15 protein-coding genes and 1 riboswitch are annotated in these 13,635 nt (G+C 71.2%); of the genes, 9 read left to right on the top strand and 6 right to left on the bottom strand.

Annotated features, from left to right (window positions below):
* Positions 1–6 precede the first annotated feature (6 nt).
* From ACGFI1_RS25955 to ACGFI1_RS25965, 3 genes are all read left to right on the top strand, one after another.
* Positions 7–378, top strand: coding sequence for a hypothetical protein (locus tag ACGFI1_RS25955; protein ID WP_392788663.1), 372 nt, complete (start codon positions 7–9; stop codon positions 376–378).
* Positions 379–451: 73 nt separating this feature from the next.
* A complete protein-coding gene (locus ACGFI1_RS25960) occupies positions 452–1,093 on the top strand; it encodes a pentapeptide repeat-containing protein (protein ID WP_392788665.1) in 642 nt (213 codons plus the stop codon).
* A 66-nt stretch (positions 1,094–1,159) separates the two neighbouring features.
* Positions 1,160–1,798, top strand: a complete 639-nt coding sequence (locus ACGFI1_RS25965; protein ID WP_392788667.1) for a pentapeptide repeat-containing protein — start codon at positions 1,160–1,162, stop codon at positions 1,796–1,798.
* Between the two features lie 21 nt (positions 1,799–1,819).
* Here the strand turns inward: ACGFI1_RS25965 and ACGFI1_RS25970 are convergent, their stop codons facing one another.
* The 6 genes from ACGFI1_RS25970 to ACGFI1_RS25995 all read right to left on the bottom strand — a co-directional run bounded on the left by ACGFI1_RS25970 (position 1,820) and on the right by ACGFI1_RS25995 (position 7,747).
* Positions 1,820–2,941 carry a zinc-dependent alcohol dehydrogenase family protein gene (locus tag ACGFI1_RS25970; protein ID WP_386872115.1) on the bottom strand — a complete coding sequence of 374 codons (1,122 nt, stop codon included), beginning with the start codon at positions 2,939–2,941 and terminating at the stop codon, positions 1,820–1,822.
* Complete coding sequence (locus tag ACGFI1_RS25975; protein WP_392788670.1) at positions 2,938–3,351, bottom strand: acyl-CoA thioesterase; 414 nt, start codon at positions 3,349–3,351, stop codon at positions 2,938–2,940. The genes ACGFI1_RS25970 and ACGFI1_RS25975 overlap by 4 nt, the downstream gene beginning before the upstream one ends.
* 203 nt (positions 3,352–3,554) lie before the next feature.
* Positions 3,555–4,157: a superoxide dismutase gene (locus ACGFI1_RS25980; RefSeq protein ID WP_386872117.1), complete on the bottom strand. Its 603-nt coding sequence runs from the start codon at positions 4,155–4,157 to the stop codon at positions 3,555–3,557.
* A 108-nt stretch (positions 4,158–4,265) separates the two neighbouring features.
* On the bottom strand, positions 4,266–4,418 hold the full coding sequence (locus ACGFI1_RS25985) for a hypothetical protein (protein ID WP_171069119.1): 153 nt from the start codon (positions 4,416–4,418) through the stop codon (positions 4,266–4,268).
* A 54-nt stretch (positions 4,419–4,472) separates the two neighbouring features.
* Positions 4,473–5,477 carry a ribonucleotide-diphosphate reductase subunit beta gene (locus ACGFI1_RS25990; protein WP_392788674.1) on the bottom strand — a complete coding sequence of 335 codons (1,005 nt, stop codon included), beginning with the start codon at positions 5,475–5,477 and terminating at the stop codon, positions 4,473–4,475.
* Positions 5,468–7,747: a ribonucleoside-diphosphate reductase subunit alpha gene (locus tag ACGFI1_RS25995; protein ID WP_392788677.1), complete on the bottom strand. Its 2,280-nt coding sequence runs from the start codon at positions 7,745–7,747 to the stop codon at positions 5,468–5,470. The genes ACGFI1_RS25990 and ACGFI1_RS25995 overlap by 10 nt, the downstream gene beginning before the upstream one ends.
* 115 nt (positions 7,748–7,862) lie before the next feature.
* A riboswitch (cobalamin riboswitch) is annotated at positions 7,863–8,082 on the bottom strand.
* A 107-nt stretch (positions 8,083–8,189) separates the two neighbouring features.
* Between ACGFI1_RS25995 and ACGFI1_RS26000 the strand changes: the two genes are divergently transcribed.
* The 6 genes from ACGFI1_RS26000 (at position 8,190) to ACGFI1_RS26025 (ending at position 13,599) form a co-directional block, all read left to right on the top strand.
* The gene (locus ACGFI1_RS26000) at positions 8,190–8,900 is read left to right on the top strand and encodes a hypothetical protein (RefSeq protein WP_387069338.1); all 711 of its coding nucleotides are present in this window, start codon (positions 8,190–8,192) and stop codon (positions 8,898–8,900) included.
* 77 nt (positions 8,901–8,977) lie between these two features.
* Positions 8,978–9,685, top strand: coding sequence for a YcnI family copper-binding membrane protein (locus ACGFI1_RS26005; protein ID WP_392788679.1), 708 nt, complete (start codon positions 8,978–8,980; stop codon positions 9,683–9,685).
* 8 nt (positions 9,686–9,693) lie between these two features.
* Positions 9,694–10,245 carry a copper resistance CopC family protein gene (locus ACGFI1_RS26010; protein WP_392788681.1) on the top strand — a complete coding sequence of 184 codons (552 nt, stop codon included), beginning with the start codon at positions 9,694–9,696 and terminating at the stop codon, positions 10,243–10,245.
* 199 nt (positions 10,246–10,444) lie between these two features.
* Positions 10,445–11,029: a COG4315 family predicted lipoprotein gene (locus ACGFI1_RS26015; protein WP_392788684.1), complete on the top strand. Its 585-nt coding sequence runs from the start codon at positions 10,445–10,447 to the stop codon at positions 11,027–11,029.
* A 52-nt stretch (positions 11,030–11,081) separates the two neighbouring features.
* Positions 11,082–11,513 (top strand): hypothetical protein, encoded by a 432-nt coding sequence (locus ACGFI1_RS26020; RefSeq protein WP_392788686.1) that lies wholly within the window; start codon positions 11,082–11,084, stop codon positions 11,511–11,513.
* 106 nt (positions 11,514–11,619) lie between these two features.
* Entirely contained in the window at positions 11,620–13,599 is a 1,980-nt protein-coding gene (locus ACGFI1_RS26025; protein WP_392744915.1) for an APC family permease, read from the top strand.
* Positions 13,600–13,635 lie beyond the last annotated feature (36 nt).

Raw genomic sequence — 13,635 nt, forward strand, 5'->3', positions numbered from 1 at the left:
AGTGTCATGAGCAGCTATCACGAGATATTCATTCGGACCAACAACTCAATAGAACGACTTGTGGGCGACGTAGCGATCGCCGCCAACTGCCGGATGTGCAAGCTCGACGCCAAGGACAACCCCATTGCCTACGCCGGGCGGACTCGTGACGTGGCGGTGGAGGTCGAACTGCACCACGATTTTGAGGACGACTTCGGCATCAACTTTTCCCAGTACCCGATAGTCATCACATTGCGCTCTTTCGACAGCGACAAAGTGCACGAGGAGACGGTGGCCAAGGATGTTTTCGAGAACATGGCCGCGATCGGCGGCTACGCCATGCTCCTCACATTCGACCTCCAGAGATTGATAGCGGAACACCCGTCCGGCAATGCTTGACGGTGCAGCGGTGCAGGCCGTTTCCGAACTTGCACAATGCAGCGTACTTCTGGCGTACCATGCAGGAGGTGGGGTGACAGGGTCATCTGGTACCCATGACGGCCGGTGGGAGCCTGTTGGGTGGCCCACGGACGCCGAAGCGGCGGCGGTGCTGCGCGAATGGGTTCGTGATCCCACGAAGACTCTCTACGCCATCGATCTGGATTTCCGCGGAGCGGATTTCTCCGACGCTGACCTCTCTGAGACGTGGTTCACCGACTCTGATCTCTCCGCCGCGATACTACGGAACGCCGTCCTATATCGCTCCCACTGTGAGGGTGTCGACTTCCGGGGCGCAGATCTTGAGAACGTCGATCTGGTGAAGGCGGGCATCGACCGGGCGAACTTTTCCGGTGCTCGGATGCCGGGGGCCAACCTTCGTCGAGTGGAGTGTATGGGGGCTCTTTTCTCCCAGGCGGATATGAGGCGCGCTGTACTCGGGGATGCGATTTTCGTCCAATGCGACATGAGCGGGGCAGACCTGCGGGACTCTGTCGCCAACAGGACGAGCTTCACCGATGTCCGGTTGGCGGACGCCAGAGTCGAGGGGATGACCGGGACGGTCCTGGGTGGGAGTTCGGTGCTCGTTCAAGACGGTGACACGCTGACCACATTGTCCGGAGATCGATTGGAGCGGTGGCTTCGCGACCGTGGAGCCGCCGTCTCGGTTTTGTAGCAGCACGGCGACGACGCTGGCCGGGGTGGACGGTTGGCCGCTGCAGCGTTCATCGTCTGAGGAGGTGTGTGGGCGATCGTGTCGTTCGGTGTTGATGGCGGGGGCTGGGAGCCGCGTGTGTGGCCGACCGACGCGGAGGCGGTCGCGGCACTGCGCGGCCGGATCGCGGGCTCGACGTTCTATGCGCTCGATCTGGATTTCCGTGGTGCGGATCTCGCTGGAGCGGACTTCGTCGAGGCCTGGTTGAGCCGGTCGGACTTCTCCGGTTGCGGTCTTAGTCGCGGTTTGTTCTGGAGAGCGCACTGCGAAGGGGCGAACTTCAGCGGGGCTGAGCTTTCGGGTGCTGATTTCGTCAAAGCGTTTCTCAGTGAGGCGAGTTTTGCGGGGGCTCGGATGAGCGGGGCCAGGCTCGGGAGGGCGGAGTGCATACGCACGTCCTTCGCCGGGGCCGATCTGCGGCGGGCGGATATCGGGGATGCCACGTTCATCGACTGCGATATGAGGAACGCCGATCTGCGCGGCGCCAGTGTGACGCTGGCCGGTCTCGGGGGCTCGGATTTCACGAACGCCCTGGTGAGCGGCATGACCGGCAGTGTGGTCGGGTCTATTGTGCTCACCGGGCGTGGGGTCGTCGGGGAGCTTGGTGGTGTTCGGCTGGAGCGTTGGTTTAGGGGGAATGGCGCGGATGTGTCGGTTGAGGGGTAGTCGGTGCGGGGTGGTGGGGGGTCAGAAGGTGATTACCTGGCGGACGGCTTCGGCGGTGTGGAGGCGGTCGAAGCCGGTGTTGATGTCGGCCAGGGGGAGGCTGCCGGTGAGCAGGGCGTCCACTGGGAGGGTGCCGTTGCGGTACATCGCGATGAAGCGGGGGACGTCGCGGCGGGGGACGCAGGAGCCCAGGTAGCTGCCGCGCAGTGTTCTTTCCTCGGCGACGAGGCTGAGGGCGGGCAGGGTCAGGGGCGCGCCGGGGTCGGGCAGGCCGACGGTGACCGTCGTGCCGCCGGAGCGGGTGGCGGCGTACGCCTGTTCCAGGACGGGGACGACGCCCGTCGTGTCGATGACCTTCTCCGCGCCGCCGGACGTCAGGTCGCGGATCGCTTCCGTGGCGTCCGGGCCGCCTGGAACCGGGTGGGCGCCGAGCGAGGCGGCGAGGTCGAGTTTGTCCTGGACGAGGTCGACCGCGTAGACCGTCGCGGCGCCGGCGGCCCTGGCGGCGAGGACGGCGGAGAGGCCGACGCCGCCGAGGCCGAAGACGGCGACGGTGTCGCCGGGGGTGACGGCCGCGCTGTAGAGGGCGGCGCCGGCGCCGGTCAGGACGGCGCAGCCGAAGAGCGCCGCGATGTCGAACGGCAGGTCCGGGTCGATCTTCACGGCGGAGCGGGACGACACGACGGTGTACTCGGAGAACGCGGAGACGCCCAGGTGGTGGTTGGGGCGGGTGCCGTCCGCGGCGACGAAGCGCCTGCCGCCGCCGAGGAGGGTGCCCGCGCCGTTGGCCTGCGCGCCGGGCCCGCAGAGGGCGGGGCGCCCGCCGACGCAGCGGTCGCAGTGGCCGCACGCCGGGACGAACGCGAGGACGACGTGGTCGCCGGGCGCGAACTCGGTTCCGGTGCCCGTCTCGACCACCTCGCCGGCGGCCTCGTGGCCGAGGGCCATCGGGAGCGGCCGGGGGCGGGAGCCGTTGATGACCGAGAGGTCGGAATGGCAGAGGCCCGCGGCGCCGATCCGCACGAGGAGTTCGCCGGGGCCCGGCGGGTCGAGGCGCAGGTCGGCGATCTCCAGGGGGCGGGAGTCGGCGTAGGGGGCGGGGCGTCCGGACTCGACGAGGACGGCGGCGCGGGTCTCGGTCATGCGAGCAGCTTCTCCATCTCGGTGCGGACGGGGCCGGTGATCTCGACCGGGCGGCGGGTGCCGCGGTCGACGAAGACGTGCACGAAGTGTCCCTCGGCGATGAGGGCGGCGTCGGACGCGCGGAACATGCCGACCTCCCAGCGGACGCTGGAGCGGCCCAGCTTGCCGATGCGGAGCCCCACCTTGATCGTGTCGGGGAACGCGACCTCGGCCTTGTACTCGCAGTGCGACTCGACGCACAGGCCGATGGCGGCGGACGTCACCGGGTCGAAACCGGCCGTCCGGATCATCCACTCGTTGATGACGGTGTCCATGAGCGAGTAGTGGACGACGTTGTTGACGTGCCCGTAGACGTCGTTGTCCTTCCACCGCGTGGGGACGTTCTCCCAATGCTGGTACTCGCCGGTCATAGAGGGCAGCCTATGGTCGCCCTAAGGGCGGGACGGCATCGGGCCAAGGGAACGGTGAGCGTGCCTAGCGGCGGGTGGGTGGGGCGGTGCGTCCGCCCAATGGGGAAGCGGCGTTCACCAGGCCGCGAGGAAAGGTTCTGAGCACGATCCCGGCCAGGTGAACGCCGCCCCCTGAGCGGCGCCGCGTCCGGCGCCGCCGTCTTCTAGGACGTGCGGGCGGCGTCGAAGCGCGCTTTCACGTCCGTCCAGTTCACGAGGGTCCAGAGCTTCTCGACGTAGTCGGGGCGGACGTTGCGGTACTGCAGGTAGTACGCGTGTTCCCAGGCGTCGAAGACCAGCAGCGGGGTGGTGTTCATGCCGATGTTCCCGTGGTGGTCGTAGACCTGCTCCACGATGAGGCGGCGGCCGAGCGGCTCCCACGCCAGGACGCCCCAGCCCGAGCCCTGGACCGTGGACGTCGCCGTGGTGAGCTGCTTCTGGAACGCCTCGAACGTCCCGAAATGCTCGTTGATGGCGGCGGCCAGTTCGCCGTCGGGGCGGTCGCCGCCGTCCGGTGACAGGTTGTCCCAGAAGATCGAGTGCAGGACGTGTCCGGACAGGTTGAACGCGAACGTCTTCTCCAGGCCGACCAGGCCGCCGTACTGCTCCTTGTCCCGCGCCTCGGCGAGCCTCTCCAGCGTGTCGTTGGCGCCCTTCACGTAGGCGGCGTGGTGCTTGGCGTGGTGGAGCTCAAGGATCTCGCCCGTGATCGCGGGCTCCAGGGCTGCGTAGTCGTAGGGCAGGTCGGGAAGCGTGTAGTCGGCCATACGGCCACTATTGCAAACGAGTTGCAGTTACGTCCAGCATGCAAGAAGGGGTGGTGGACGTCGTGCCACGGCGACGGCCCGCCCTCGGTGAGGACGGGCCGTACCGTGTCAGTGGCGGCGGCCGCCGCGGAACCGGGCGAGCAGGCGGCGTGCCTTGGCCTGTGTGCGCGGATCGCGGGCGTAGTGCTCGGCCCTCGCTCGCATCTTCCGGCCCTGCGGGCCGCTGAGATATCTCTTGATCCGGTCGACGACGGAAGGCATGGGCGTCCTCCTCGGCCTAGGGTCTCTGCTCAACGAGTGCCCGCCCGCATTAGTTCAGAACGCCTCGTCGAGCGCGACGCTCCCCTCGACGCCGATCTGGTAGGCCGAAACCCGCCGCTCGAAGAAGTTGGACAGCTCCTGGACGTCCTGCAGCTCCATGAACGCGAACGGGTTCGCGGTGCCGTAGCGGGCCGGGAGCCCGAGCCGGACGAGCCGCTGGTCCGCGACGTATTCGAGGTAGGCGCGCATGTCGCCGGCGCTCATGCCGGGCAGGCCGTCGCCGCACAGGTCGCGGGCGAAGGCCAGTTCCGCCTGGACGGCCTCGTCCAGCATCGCGGTGACCTGCGCGGTCAGCTCGGCGTCGAACAGCTCCGGTTCCTCGGCCCGGACGGTGTCGACCACGGAGAACGCGAACTCCATGTGCATGCTCTCGTCCCGGAAGACCCAGTTGGTGCCGGACGCGAGGCCGTTCAGCAGCCCGCGCGAGCGCAGCCAGTACACGTAGGCGAAGGCGCCGTAGAAGAACAACCCCTCGATGCAGGCCGCGAAGCAGATCAGGTTGAGCAGGAACGTGCGGCGGTCGGCGGCGGTGCGGAGTTCGTCCAGGGCGCCGAGCGAGTCGATCCAGCGGAAGCAGAACTCCGCCTTCGCCCGGATGGACGGGATGTGCTCGATCGCCGCGAACGCCCGCGCGCGCTCGTCCTGATCGGGCAGGTAGGTGTCCAGAAGGGTCAGGTAGAACTGTACGTGGACGGCCTCCTCGTATAGCTGCCGCGACAGGTAGAGCCGGGCCTCCGGGGCGTTCACGTGCTTGTAGAGGTTCAGCACCAGGTTGTTCGCCACGATCGAGTCGCCGGTGGCGAAGAACGCGACGAGCCGGTTCACCAGGTGCAGTTCGGCGGGCGTGAGCCGCTCCAGGTCGGCCATGTCGGACGCGAGGTCGACCTCCTCCACCGTCCACGTGTTGCGGATCGCGGCCCGGTACCGCTCGTAGAAGTCGGGGTAGCGCATGGGCCGCAGGGTCAGGTCCATGCCGGGGTCGAGCAGCATTATTGGCATGCCTCGCAGGTCTCGGGGTTCTCCAGGGAGCACACGGCCGCCGCCGTGGTGACGGTGGTCTGCGCGATGCGCGTCGCCGGACGGGAGCGCAGGTAGTAGGTGGTCTTCAGCCCGCTGCGCCACGCGTACGCGTACATCGAGGAGAGCTTGCCGATCGTCGGCGTCTCCATGAACAGGTTCAGCGACTGCGACTGGTCGATGTAGGGGGTGCGGGCGGCGGCGAGGTCGATGAGCGCCTTCTGCGGCAGCTCCCAGGCCGTCCGGTAGCGGGCCCGGGTCTCGTCGGGGAGGTCGACGAGACCCTGCACGGAGCCGTTCGCGCGCTTGATCGCCTCGCGCACGGCCGGCGTCCACAGCCCGAGCGCCTTCAGCTCGGCCACCAGGTAGCCGTTGATCTGCAGGAACTCGCCGGACAGCGTCTCGCGCTTGAACAGGTTGGACACCTGCGGCTCGATGCACTCGTAGCAGCCCGCGATGGACGCGATCGTCGCGGTCGGCGCGATCGCGATCAGCAGCGAGTTGCGGAGCCCGACCGCCGCGACGCGCTCCCGGAGCGCGGCCCACTCGGCGGGACGGGTCGGCGCGGCGTCCGGGAAGTGGTCCAGGTGCAGCCGGCCGCGCGCGGTTCGGGTCATCCCGTAGGCGGGCAGCGGCCCGTGCGCGGCGGCGAGGTCGGCGGACGCCCCGTAGGCGGCCAGCGCGATCTCCTCGGCGATGCGCGTCGACAGCGCGCGGGCCTCCGCGGAGTCGAACGGCAGGCGCAGCGTGAAGAACACGTCCGCGAGACCCATCACGCCTAGCCCGACCGGACGCCACTTGCGGTTGGCCTTCTCCGCCTCCGGCGTGGGGTAGAAGCCCCTGTCGATGGTGCGGTCCAAGAAGCGGACGGCGGTGCGGACGGTCGAACGAAGCCGCTCCCAGTCGACCCCGGCGGACGTCACGTGCGCGGCCAGATTCACCGATCCGAGGTTGCAGACGGCTGCCTCGCCATCGCTCGTCACCTCAAGGATCTCCGTGCAGAGGTTGGAGAGGTGGACGGTCTGGCCTGACTCGGCGGTCTGGTTGCAGGCGCGGTTGGCGGCGTCCTTGAACGTCATCCACCCGTTGCCCGTCTCCGCGAGGGTGCGCATCATCCGCCCGTACAGCTTGCGGGCCGGGACCTGCCGGACGAACCGCCCGTCCCGCTCCGCCGCCCGGTACGCCTCGTCGAACTCGTCCCCCCAGAGGTCGGCCAGCTCGGGGACCTCCTTCGGGTCGAACAGCGACCACGGCGCGTCGTCCTCGACGCGGCGCATGAACTCGTCCGGGATCCAGTTGGCGAGGTTCAGGTTGTGGGTGCGGCGCGCGTCCTCGCCCGTGTTGTCGCGCAGTTCGAGGAACTCCTCGACGTCGGCGTGCCACGGCTCCAGGTACACGCAGGCCGCGCCCTTGCGGCGGCCGCCCTGGTTGACGGCGGCGACGGACGAGTCCAGCGTGCGCAGCCACGGGACGATGCCGTTGGAGTGCCCGTTCGTGCCGCGGATCAGCGAGCCCCGGGACCGCACCTTCGTCCACGAGATCCCGATGCCGCCCGCGTACTTGCTGAGCCGCGCGACCTGCCCGTACCGCTCGTAGATCGCCTCCAGCTCGTCCCGCGGCGAGTCGAGCAGGAAGCACGACGACAGCTGCGGGCGGCGCGCGGCCGAGTTGAACAGCGTCGGCGAGCTCGGCAGGTACGACAGCGTGCTGAGCAGGCCGTACAGCTCCGCCGCCTCGTCCACGGTGTCGGCGAGCCCGCACGCCACGCGCAGCAGGAAGTGCTGCGGACGCTCCAGGACGAGCCGCGAACGCGGATGCCTCAGCAGATACCGGTCGTAGAGGGTGCGGAGCCCGAAGTACTCGAACCGGTCGTCGGCGCCGTCGTCGACGAGCGCGTCGAGGGCGGCGGCGTTGGCGGCGACGAACGCGGCCGGGCCGTCCGCGAGCAGGCCCTCCCGGTGCGCGGCGGCGACCGACTCGGCGAACGCGGTGACGCCGGCGGACGCCGCCTCGTCCCGGATCCGGGCGGCGAGCAGCCGCGCGGCGACCTTGGAGTAGCCGGGTTCGGCGGCCACCAGGGCGGCGGCCTCGGTGATGGCGAGGTCCCGCAGCGCCGCCGCGTCCAGCCCGTCGCCGGACCGGACGGCGGCGAGCACGCGCGCCGCCGCCACGTCCGGTATCCCGGCGCAGGCGGCCTCGACCTCCGCGGCGATTCCCCCGGCCGGCGGTGCGGCGGCCAGAACCTGTGTCACGTGCTTCTCCCCTCGCAAGCCGCCTCGCGGAGGCATGCGAACGGGACGCGGCGGCATGCCGCGCTCCGCCCTCGGCCCACCCGCGAGGCCCGGACGTGTCGGCCCGGGGACGACCCCCAGGCCATTCGTGCGGGCAGGTCTTCGGACTCGCGGGCGGCGCACCTGTCAGGCACGTCCTACTGACCGTCGCTTCCCAGGCCCGGTCGGGCCCAGTGCATGTGACGGCGGTCGTTCCCGCTCACCGCTGCGGGGCAGTCCCGGATTCACACCGGGTTCCCTCTTACGACGCCCCCGCCGCCGGGCGGCGGGGGCGTACCAGCACGGGGTTGAACCCTACATCTTGTTGACGATCAATGCGCAACCCCAAGATGTTGGGCGCGTCGGTGTGGGTTCCCGGGGTCGGCTGCACGCTCCCGGAGGGGAGTGGCACGATGGGGGCGTCATGTCGGAGCGTTCCCCGCAGCCCCTGTTCCGCGCCGCACGCGCGGTGGTGTTCGCCACCGTGTGCGTCGCGCTGGCGGTGCTCGGACACGTCCTCGCGGGCGGGGCGGCGGTCCCGTTGTGGGCCGGGACGGCGGGGTTCGGCGCGGTCGTCGGCGTGACGCTGATGCTGGCGGGCCACGAGCGCTCGCTCGGCACGATCCTGGGCGGGCTCCTCGGCGGGCAGTTCGCGCTGCACACGCTGTTCACGGCCGCCGCAGCCGATCCGGCCGCACACCCCGTGCCCGCCATGGCGGGCCACACCCCGGCGATGCACGCCGCCATGACCGACTCCGTCATGACCAACACCGTCATGACCAACGCGGCCATGACCGACGCGGCCGCGATGCCCGACCTCGCCGCCGTGCCCGCCGCGCACGGCGGCAACGGCCTGGCCATGACGCTCGCGCACTGCGTCGCCGCGCTCGTCGCCGCCTGGTGGCTGCGGCGCGGCGAACGGTCCGTGTGGACGATGGCCCGCCGGGTCGCCGCCGCTGCGGACCGTCCCGTCCGGCTGCTCCTCGCCCTGCTCACCATCGAACCGGCCGTGCCGCAGCGGCCGGTCGTCCCCGCCCCGGCGCCGGCCGCCGTCCCCGCCGCCGACCGCGCGCTGCGGCACCAGGTGGTCCGGCGGGGTCCCCCGTTCCGTTCGAGGGCGCTCGCGCACAGCTGACGCGCGCGCCGTACGTCACCGGACGCCGATCCACGGCGCATCCGGCTCTTCCCGTACGACTCGAACGGAGTTCCCCCATGTCCTTCAGCGTGCCCGCGCGCCGCGCCGGCGCCCTCGTCTCCCTCACCGCCATCTCGGTGCTCGGGGCGGCCACGGCCGCGTCCGCGCACGTCACCGCCAACCCGAAGAGCGCCGAGCAGGGCTCGTACGCCAAGGTCTCGTTCCGGGTGCCGAACGAGCGCGACAACGCCGCCACGACCAAGGTCGTCGTGCACCTGCCGGCCGACCACCCGCTCGCGTCGGTGTCCGTCCGGCCCACGCCCGGCTGGACGGTGAAGGCGGAGAAGTCCAAGCTGCCGAAGCCGATCCAGACCCACGGCGGCGAGCTGACCGAGGCCGTCACCACGATCACCTGGTCGGGCGGCAAGATCGAGGCGGGCCAGTTCGAGGAGTTCGACGTCTCCATGGGGCCGCTCCCGACCGACACCGACCAGCTGATGTTCAAGGCCGACCAGACGTACTCCAACGGCGAGGTCGTCAAGTGGGAGGAGGCGCCGGCCGAGGGCGCCGCCGAACCGGAGCACCCGGCGCCGACGCTCCAGCTCACCCCGAAGGGGGCCGCCGCCACGGTCGGCCTGACCGCGGAGAAGAAGCCCGCCGCCGAGGCCGCGGCCTCGTCCGACGACGGGACGGCGCGCCTCCTCGGCGGCATCGGCATCGCGGTCGGCGCCGTCGGCCTCGGCCTCGGCGGCTACGGCCTGAGCCGCGCCCGGAGCCGGGCATGATCAAGGTGATGCGACGGATCGCGGCCGGTGTCCTGGCCGCCGGTACGGTCCTGGCCCTGACCGCGGCACCGGCCTCCGCCCACGCCGCGCTGACGTCCGCGAGCCCCGAGAAGGACGCGACGGTCGCGGCGCCGTCCGAGATCGTCCTGACCTACTCCGACCCGGTGCGGCTGCCCCGCGTCGTGGTGACGGACGCGTCGGGCGCGCAGCACCAGGCCGGGTCGCCGCGCGCGGTCGACAACAAGGTCACTCAGGCGGTCAACGGCACCCTGCCGAACGGCAAGTACACGGTGGGGTGGCGGGTGGTGTCCGCGGACGGTCATCCGGTCGACGGCACCTACACCTTCACCGTGAAGGGGGCACCGAGCGAGTCCGGCGCCTCCGGCGGCTCCGCGTCGGCGGTCCCGGCGCCCGCTCCGGCGAGCAGCCAGGCCGCGACCACCTCCGGCGAGGACTCGGGCGGCTCGTCCGGCTGGCTGTGGATCGGCCTGATCGCGCTGGTCGTCGCGGCGGCGGGCGGCGCGGTCGCCTGGCTCCGCCGTTCCCCGGCGCAGGACTGACCTTTACGCGCCCGGCCGGGCGGTCACGGCCTGCCCGTGACCGCCCCGCCGGACGCGGCCCCGAGTCCGTCGATTCCACGATTACCGGAAAGGGCGGGTAAGGGCTGTGACCTGGCCCGTTCCCCCGGCCTGAGCAGGGGTACCGCCGCCTCGGTAGGAGTCACGGGAGACCGTTGACGAGCCTTGCGGGAGGTTGCGCATGCTTCAGGCACGAGGGGGCGGCACGGGCCGTCCGTCCGGTGCGGATCACCGGTCGCGGCGCCGGAACACGGCGTCGGTCGCCGTGCTGGCGGCGGCCGCGACGCTGGCGGCGGTCACCGGGTGCGGCGATGGCGGCGGGTCGTCGAACGGATCGGGTTCGGGGTCCGGCTACGGCCAGTCGTCCCCGACCTCGGCGGCGCCCACCGGCGGCGCGACCGGCGAGTCGATCAAGACGGCGAACGTGGGGAACCTCGGCCCCGTCCTGGTCGACGGCGAGGGCCGGACGGTCTACCTGTTCGAGAAGGACACGGGGAACAAGTCGTCCTGCGCGGGCGGATGCGCGGCGGTGTGGCCGCCGGTCACGACCGGCGCGAAGCCCACGCCGGGCTCCGGGGTGGACGCGGCGAAGCTGAGCACCACCAAGCGCAGCGACGGGACGATGGAGGTCAGCTACGCCGGGCACCCCCTGTACTACTACGCGCCCGACGGCACCACCCCCGGCAGCGCCAAGGGCCAGGGGCTCGACCAGTTCGGCGCCAAGTGGTTCGTGCTGTCGCCGTCCGGCAGCGCGGTCACCAAGTAGGGCGGTGCGGTGAGCACTGACCACGGCACTTCGCGGCCCCCAGGCGACCGCCATGCGTGACCTGCTGCGCGTGGCGGGCGCCCTGCTCCTGTTCGGCGTCGGCGCCGTCCATCTGTACGAGTACCTCGCCGACGACTACCGCGACATCCCGACCATCGGCGTGCTGTTCCTGGTCAACTTCGCCGGGGCGGTCGCGCTCGGGCTCCTGCTGCTGCTCCCGCTCGGGGCGCTGCCGGTGATCAGGTCGGTGCCGGGCGCCGGGCGGGCGGCGCACGCGCTCGTGGCGCTCGGCGGGATCGGGTTCGCGGCGGGCACCATCATCGGCCTCATGATCAGCGAGACGGGCACGCTGTTCGGGTTCCAGGAGGCCGGCTACCGGACGGTCATCATGGTGGCGCTCGGGCTGGAGTCCGCCGCCATCGTCGTGCTCGCCGCGTACGTGGCCCTCGAAGCGGGCCGGATGCGGGCACGTCCGGCGCGCTGAGCCGCGCCGGCACCCCACGAGCAGGCCGCGCGGCCTGGCGGGCGCCGCGGCCGGGCCGCGCGCGGCCGGAGCCGCGCGCGGCCGCACGTGATGGATGCGGAGAGCGGTGAGCATTCCCAAGCGGTTCCTGGTCGGCCGGCCGCTGCGCAGCGCGCAGATGGGCGAGACGCTGCTGCCGAAGAAGATCGCGCTGCCGGTGTTCTGCAGCGACCCGCTGTCGTCCAACGCCTACGCCACCGAGGAGATCCTGCTCGCGCTCAGCCTCGGCGGGACGGCGCTGCTCCACCTCACACCGTGGGTCGCGGCGGCCGTCATCGTGCTGCTGGCGGTGGTCGTGCTCTCCTACCGGCAGACCTGCCGCGCCTACCCCAGCGGCGGCGGCGCCTACGTCGTCAGCCGCGAGAACCTGGGCCTCAACGCCTCGCTGGCCGCCGCCAGCGCCCTGCTGGTCGACTACGTGCTGACGGTCGCGGTGTCGGTGGCGGCCGGGGTCGCCAACCTCGCGTCCGCGATGCCCGCCCTCGCGCCGTACACGGTGCAGCTCTCCGTGGGCCTGGTCGCACTGCTGGCGATCATGAACCTGCGCGGGGTCCGGCAGTCCGGGACGGTCTTCGCCATCCCGACCTACGGGTTCATCACCGTGGTCATGGCGATGCTCCTGTGGGGCGCCGGACGGACGCTCGTCGGTGAGGCCCCGCAGGCCGAGTCGGCGCATTTCGGGATAGAACCGTCCCACGGCACGACGGGCTGGCTGGTCATCGCGCTGGTCCTGCGCGCCTTCTCCCAGGGCTGCACGGCGCTCACCGGCGTCGAGGCCGTCAGCAACGGCGTTCCGAGCTTCCGGCCGCCCAAGAGCCGCAACGCCGCCGCCACATTGGCGATCATGGGCGGGATCACCATCGCCATGTTCGCCGGGATCACCGCGCTCGCCCTGGTCTCGCAGGTGCGGGTCGCCGGCTCCACCGGGCTGCTGACCGGCGCGCCGCCCGGCTACGAGCAGAAGACCGTCATCGCCCAGATCGCCGCGGCGGTGTTCGGCGCCGGTTCCCCGCCGTTCTACCTGGTCGCCGGGTTCACCGCCGCGATCTTGGTGCTGGCGGCCAACACCGCCTTCAACGGCTTCCCGACGCTGGCCTCCATCCTCGGCGAGGACGAGTTCCTGCCCCGGCAGTTCTCCCGCCGCGGCGACCGGCTCGTCTTCAGCAACGGCATCGTGATCCTCGCCGTCCTCGCGGGCGGCCTGATCTGGGCGTTCCAGGCCAGCGCCACCCGGCTCATCCAGCTCTACATCATCGGGGTCTTCGTCTCCTTCACCCTCAGCCAGACCGGGATGGTCCGGCACTGGACGGACCTCCTCGGGCGCGCGGCCGGGCCGCAGCGGGCCCGGCTGCGGCGCGCGCGCCTGATCAACGCCGTCGGCGCGGCGCTCACCGGCGTGGTGCTGGTCGTCGTCCTGATCACGAAGTTCACGCACGGCGCATGGATCGTCGTCATCGCCATGCCCGTCCTCTTCATGATGATGAAGGCCATCCGCGGCCACTACACGCGCCTGGCGACGGAGCTGGAGCCGCCCGAGGAGGCGGTCGGCCTGCCGAGCCGCGTCCACGCGGTCGTGCTGGTGTCCAAGCTCCACACGCCCGCGCTGCGCGCCATCGCGTTCGCCCGCGCGACCCGCCCGGACACCCTCACGGCCGTGACCGTCCGCACCTCCGGCCGCGACACCGGGGAGCTGGAGGAGGCATGGGCGCGGCACGCCATCCCCATTCCGCTGACCGTTCTCGACTCGCCCTACCGCGACATCACCGGCCCCGTCCTCGACTATGTCGCCCGCATCCACCGCAAGAGCCCGCGCGACGTCGTCTGCGTGTTCATCCCCGAGTACGTCGTGGGGCACTGGTGGGAGCAGCTCCTGCACAACCAGAGCGCGCTCCGCCTCACGGCGCGGCTGCTGTTCCGGCCGGGCGTCATGGTCACCAGCGTTCCGTGGCGCCTCGGCTCCACCGGACCCGGCCGGTTCCGCCGCTCGGCCGGCCGGCTCCGCCGTTCCGCCGGGCGGTTCCGCCGCCGCCCCGCCGCACGGGATTGATCATTCCGCTTCCCGTCGGATGATTACAGGATTACA

The organism is Actinomadura geliboluensis (assembly GCF_043197915.1).
In the GTDB taxonomy this organism is placed as follows: Bacteria; Actinomycetota; Actinomycetes; order Streptosporangiales; family Streptosporangiaceae; genus Spirillospora; species Spirillospora geliboluensis.

What these genes read in the sequence shown, in the direction of transcription:
- ACGFI1_RS25955 (WP_392788663.1), top strand. Translation starts at nt 7, where the DNA reads ATGAGCAGCTATCACGAGATATTCATTCGGACCAACAACTCAATAGAA.
- ACGFI1_RS25970 (WP_386872115.1), bottom strand. Translation starts at nt 2,941, where the DNA reads ATGACCGAGACCCGCGCCGCCGTCCTCGTCGAGTCCGGACGCCCCGCC.
- ACGFI1_RS25975 (WP_392788670.1), bottom strand. Translation starts at nt 3,351, where the DNA reads ATGACCGGCGAGTACCAGCATTGGGAGAACGTCCCCACGCGGTGGAAG.
- ACGFI1_RS25980 (WP_386872117.1), bottom strand. Translation starts at nt 4,157, where the DNA reads ATGGCCGACTACACGCTTCCCGACCTGCCCTACGACTACGCAGCCCTG.
- ACGFI1_RS25985 (WP_171069119.1), bottom strand. Translation starts at nt 4,418, where the DNA reads ATGCCTTCCGTCGTCGACCGGATCAAGAGATATCTCAGCGGCCCGCAG.
- ACGFI1_RS25990 (WP_392788674.1), bottom strand. Translation starts at nt 5,477, where the DNA reads ATGCCAATAATGCTGCTCGACCCCGGCATGGACCTGACCCTGCGGCCC.
- ACGFI1_RS26000 (WP_387069338.1), top strand. Translation starts at nt 8,190, where the DNA reads ATGTCGGAGCGTTCCCCGCAGCCCCTGTTCCGCGCCGCACGCGCGGTG.
- ACGFI1_RS26005 (WP_392788679.1), top strand. Translation starts at nt 8,978, where the DNA reads ATGTCCTTCAGCGTGCCCGCGCGCCGCGCCGGCGCCCTCGTCTCCCTC.
- ACGFI1_RS26010 (WP_392788681.1), top strand. Translation starts at nt 9,694, where the DNA reads ATGCGACGGATCGCGGCCGGTGTCCTGGCCGCCGGTACGGTCCTGGCC.
- ACGFI1_RS26015 (WP_392788684.1), top strand. Translation starts at nt 10,445, where the DNA reads ATGCTTCAGGCACGAGGGGGCGGCACGGGCCGTCCGTCCGGTGCGGAT.
- ACGFI1_RS26020 (WP_392788686.1), top strand. Translation starts at nt 11,082, where the DNA reads ATGCGTGACCTGCTGCGCGTGGCGGGCGCCCTGCTCCTGTTCGGCGTC.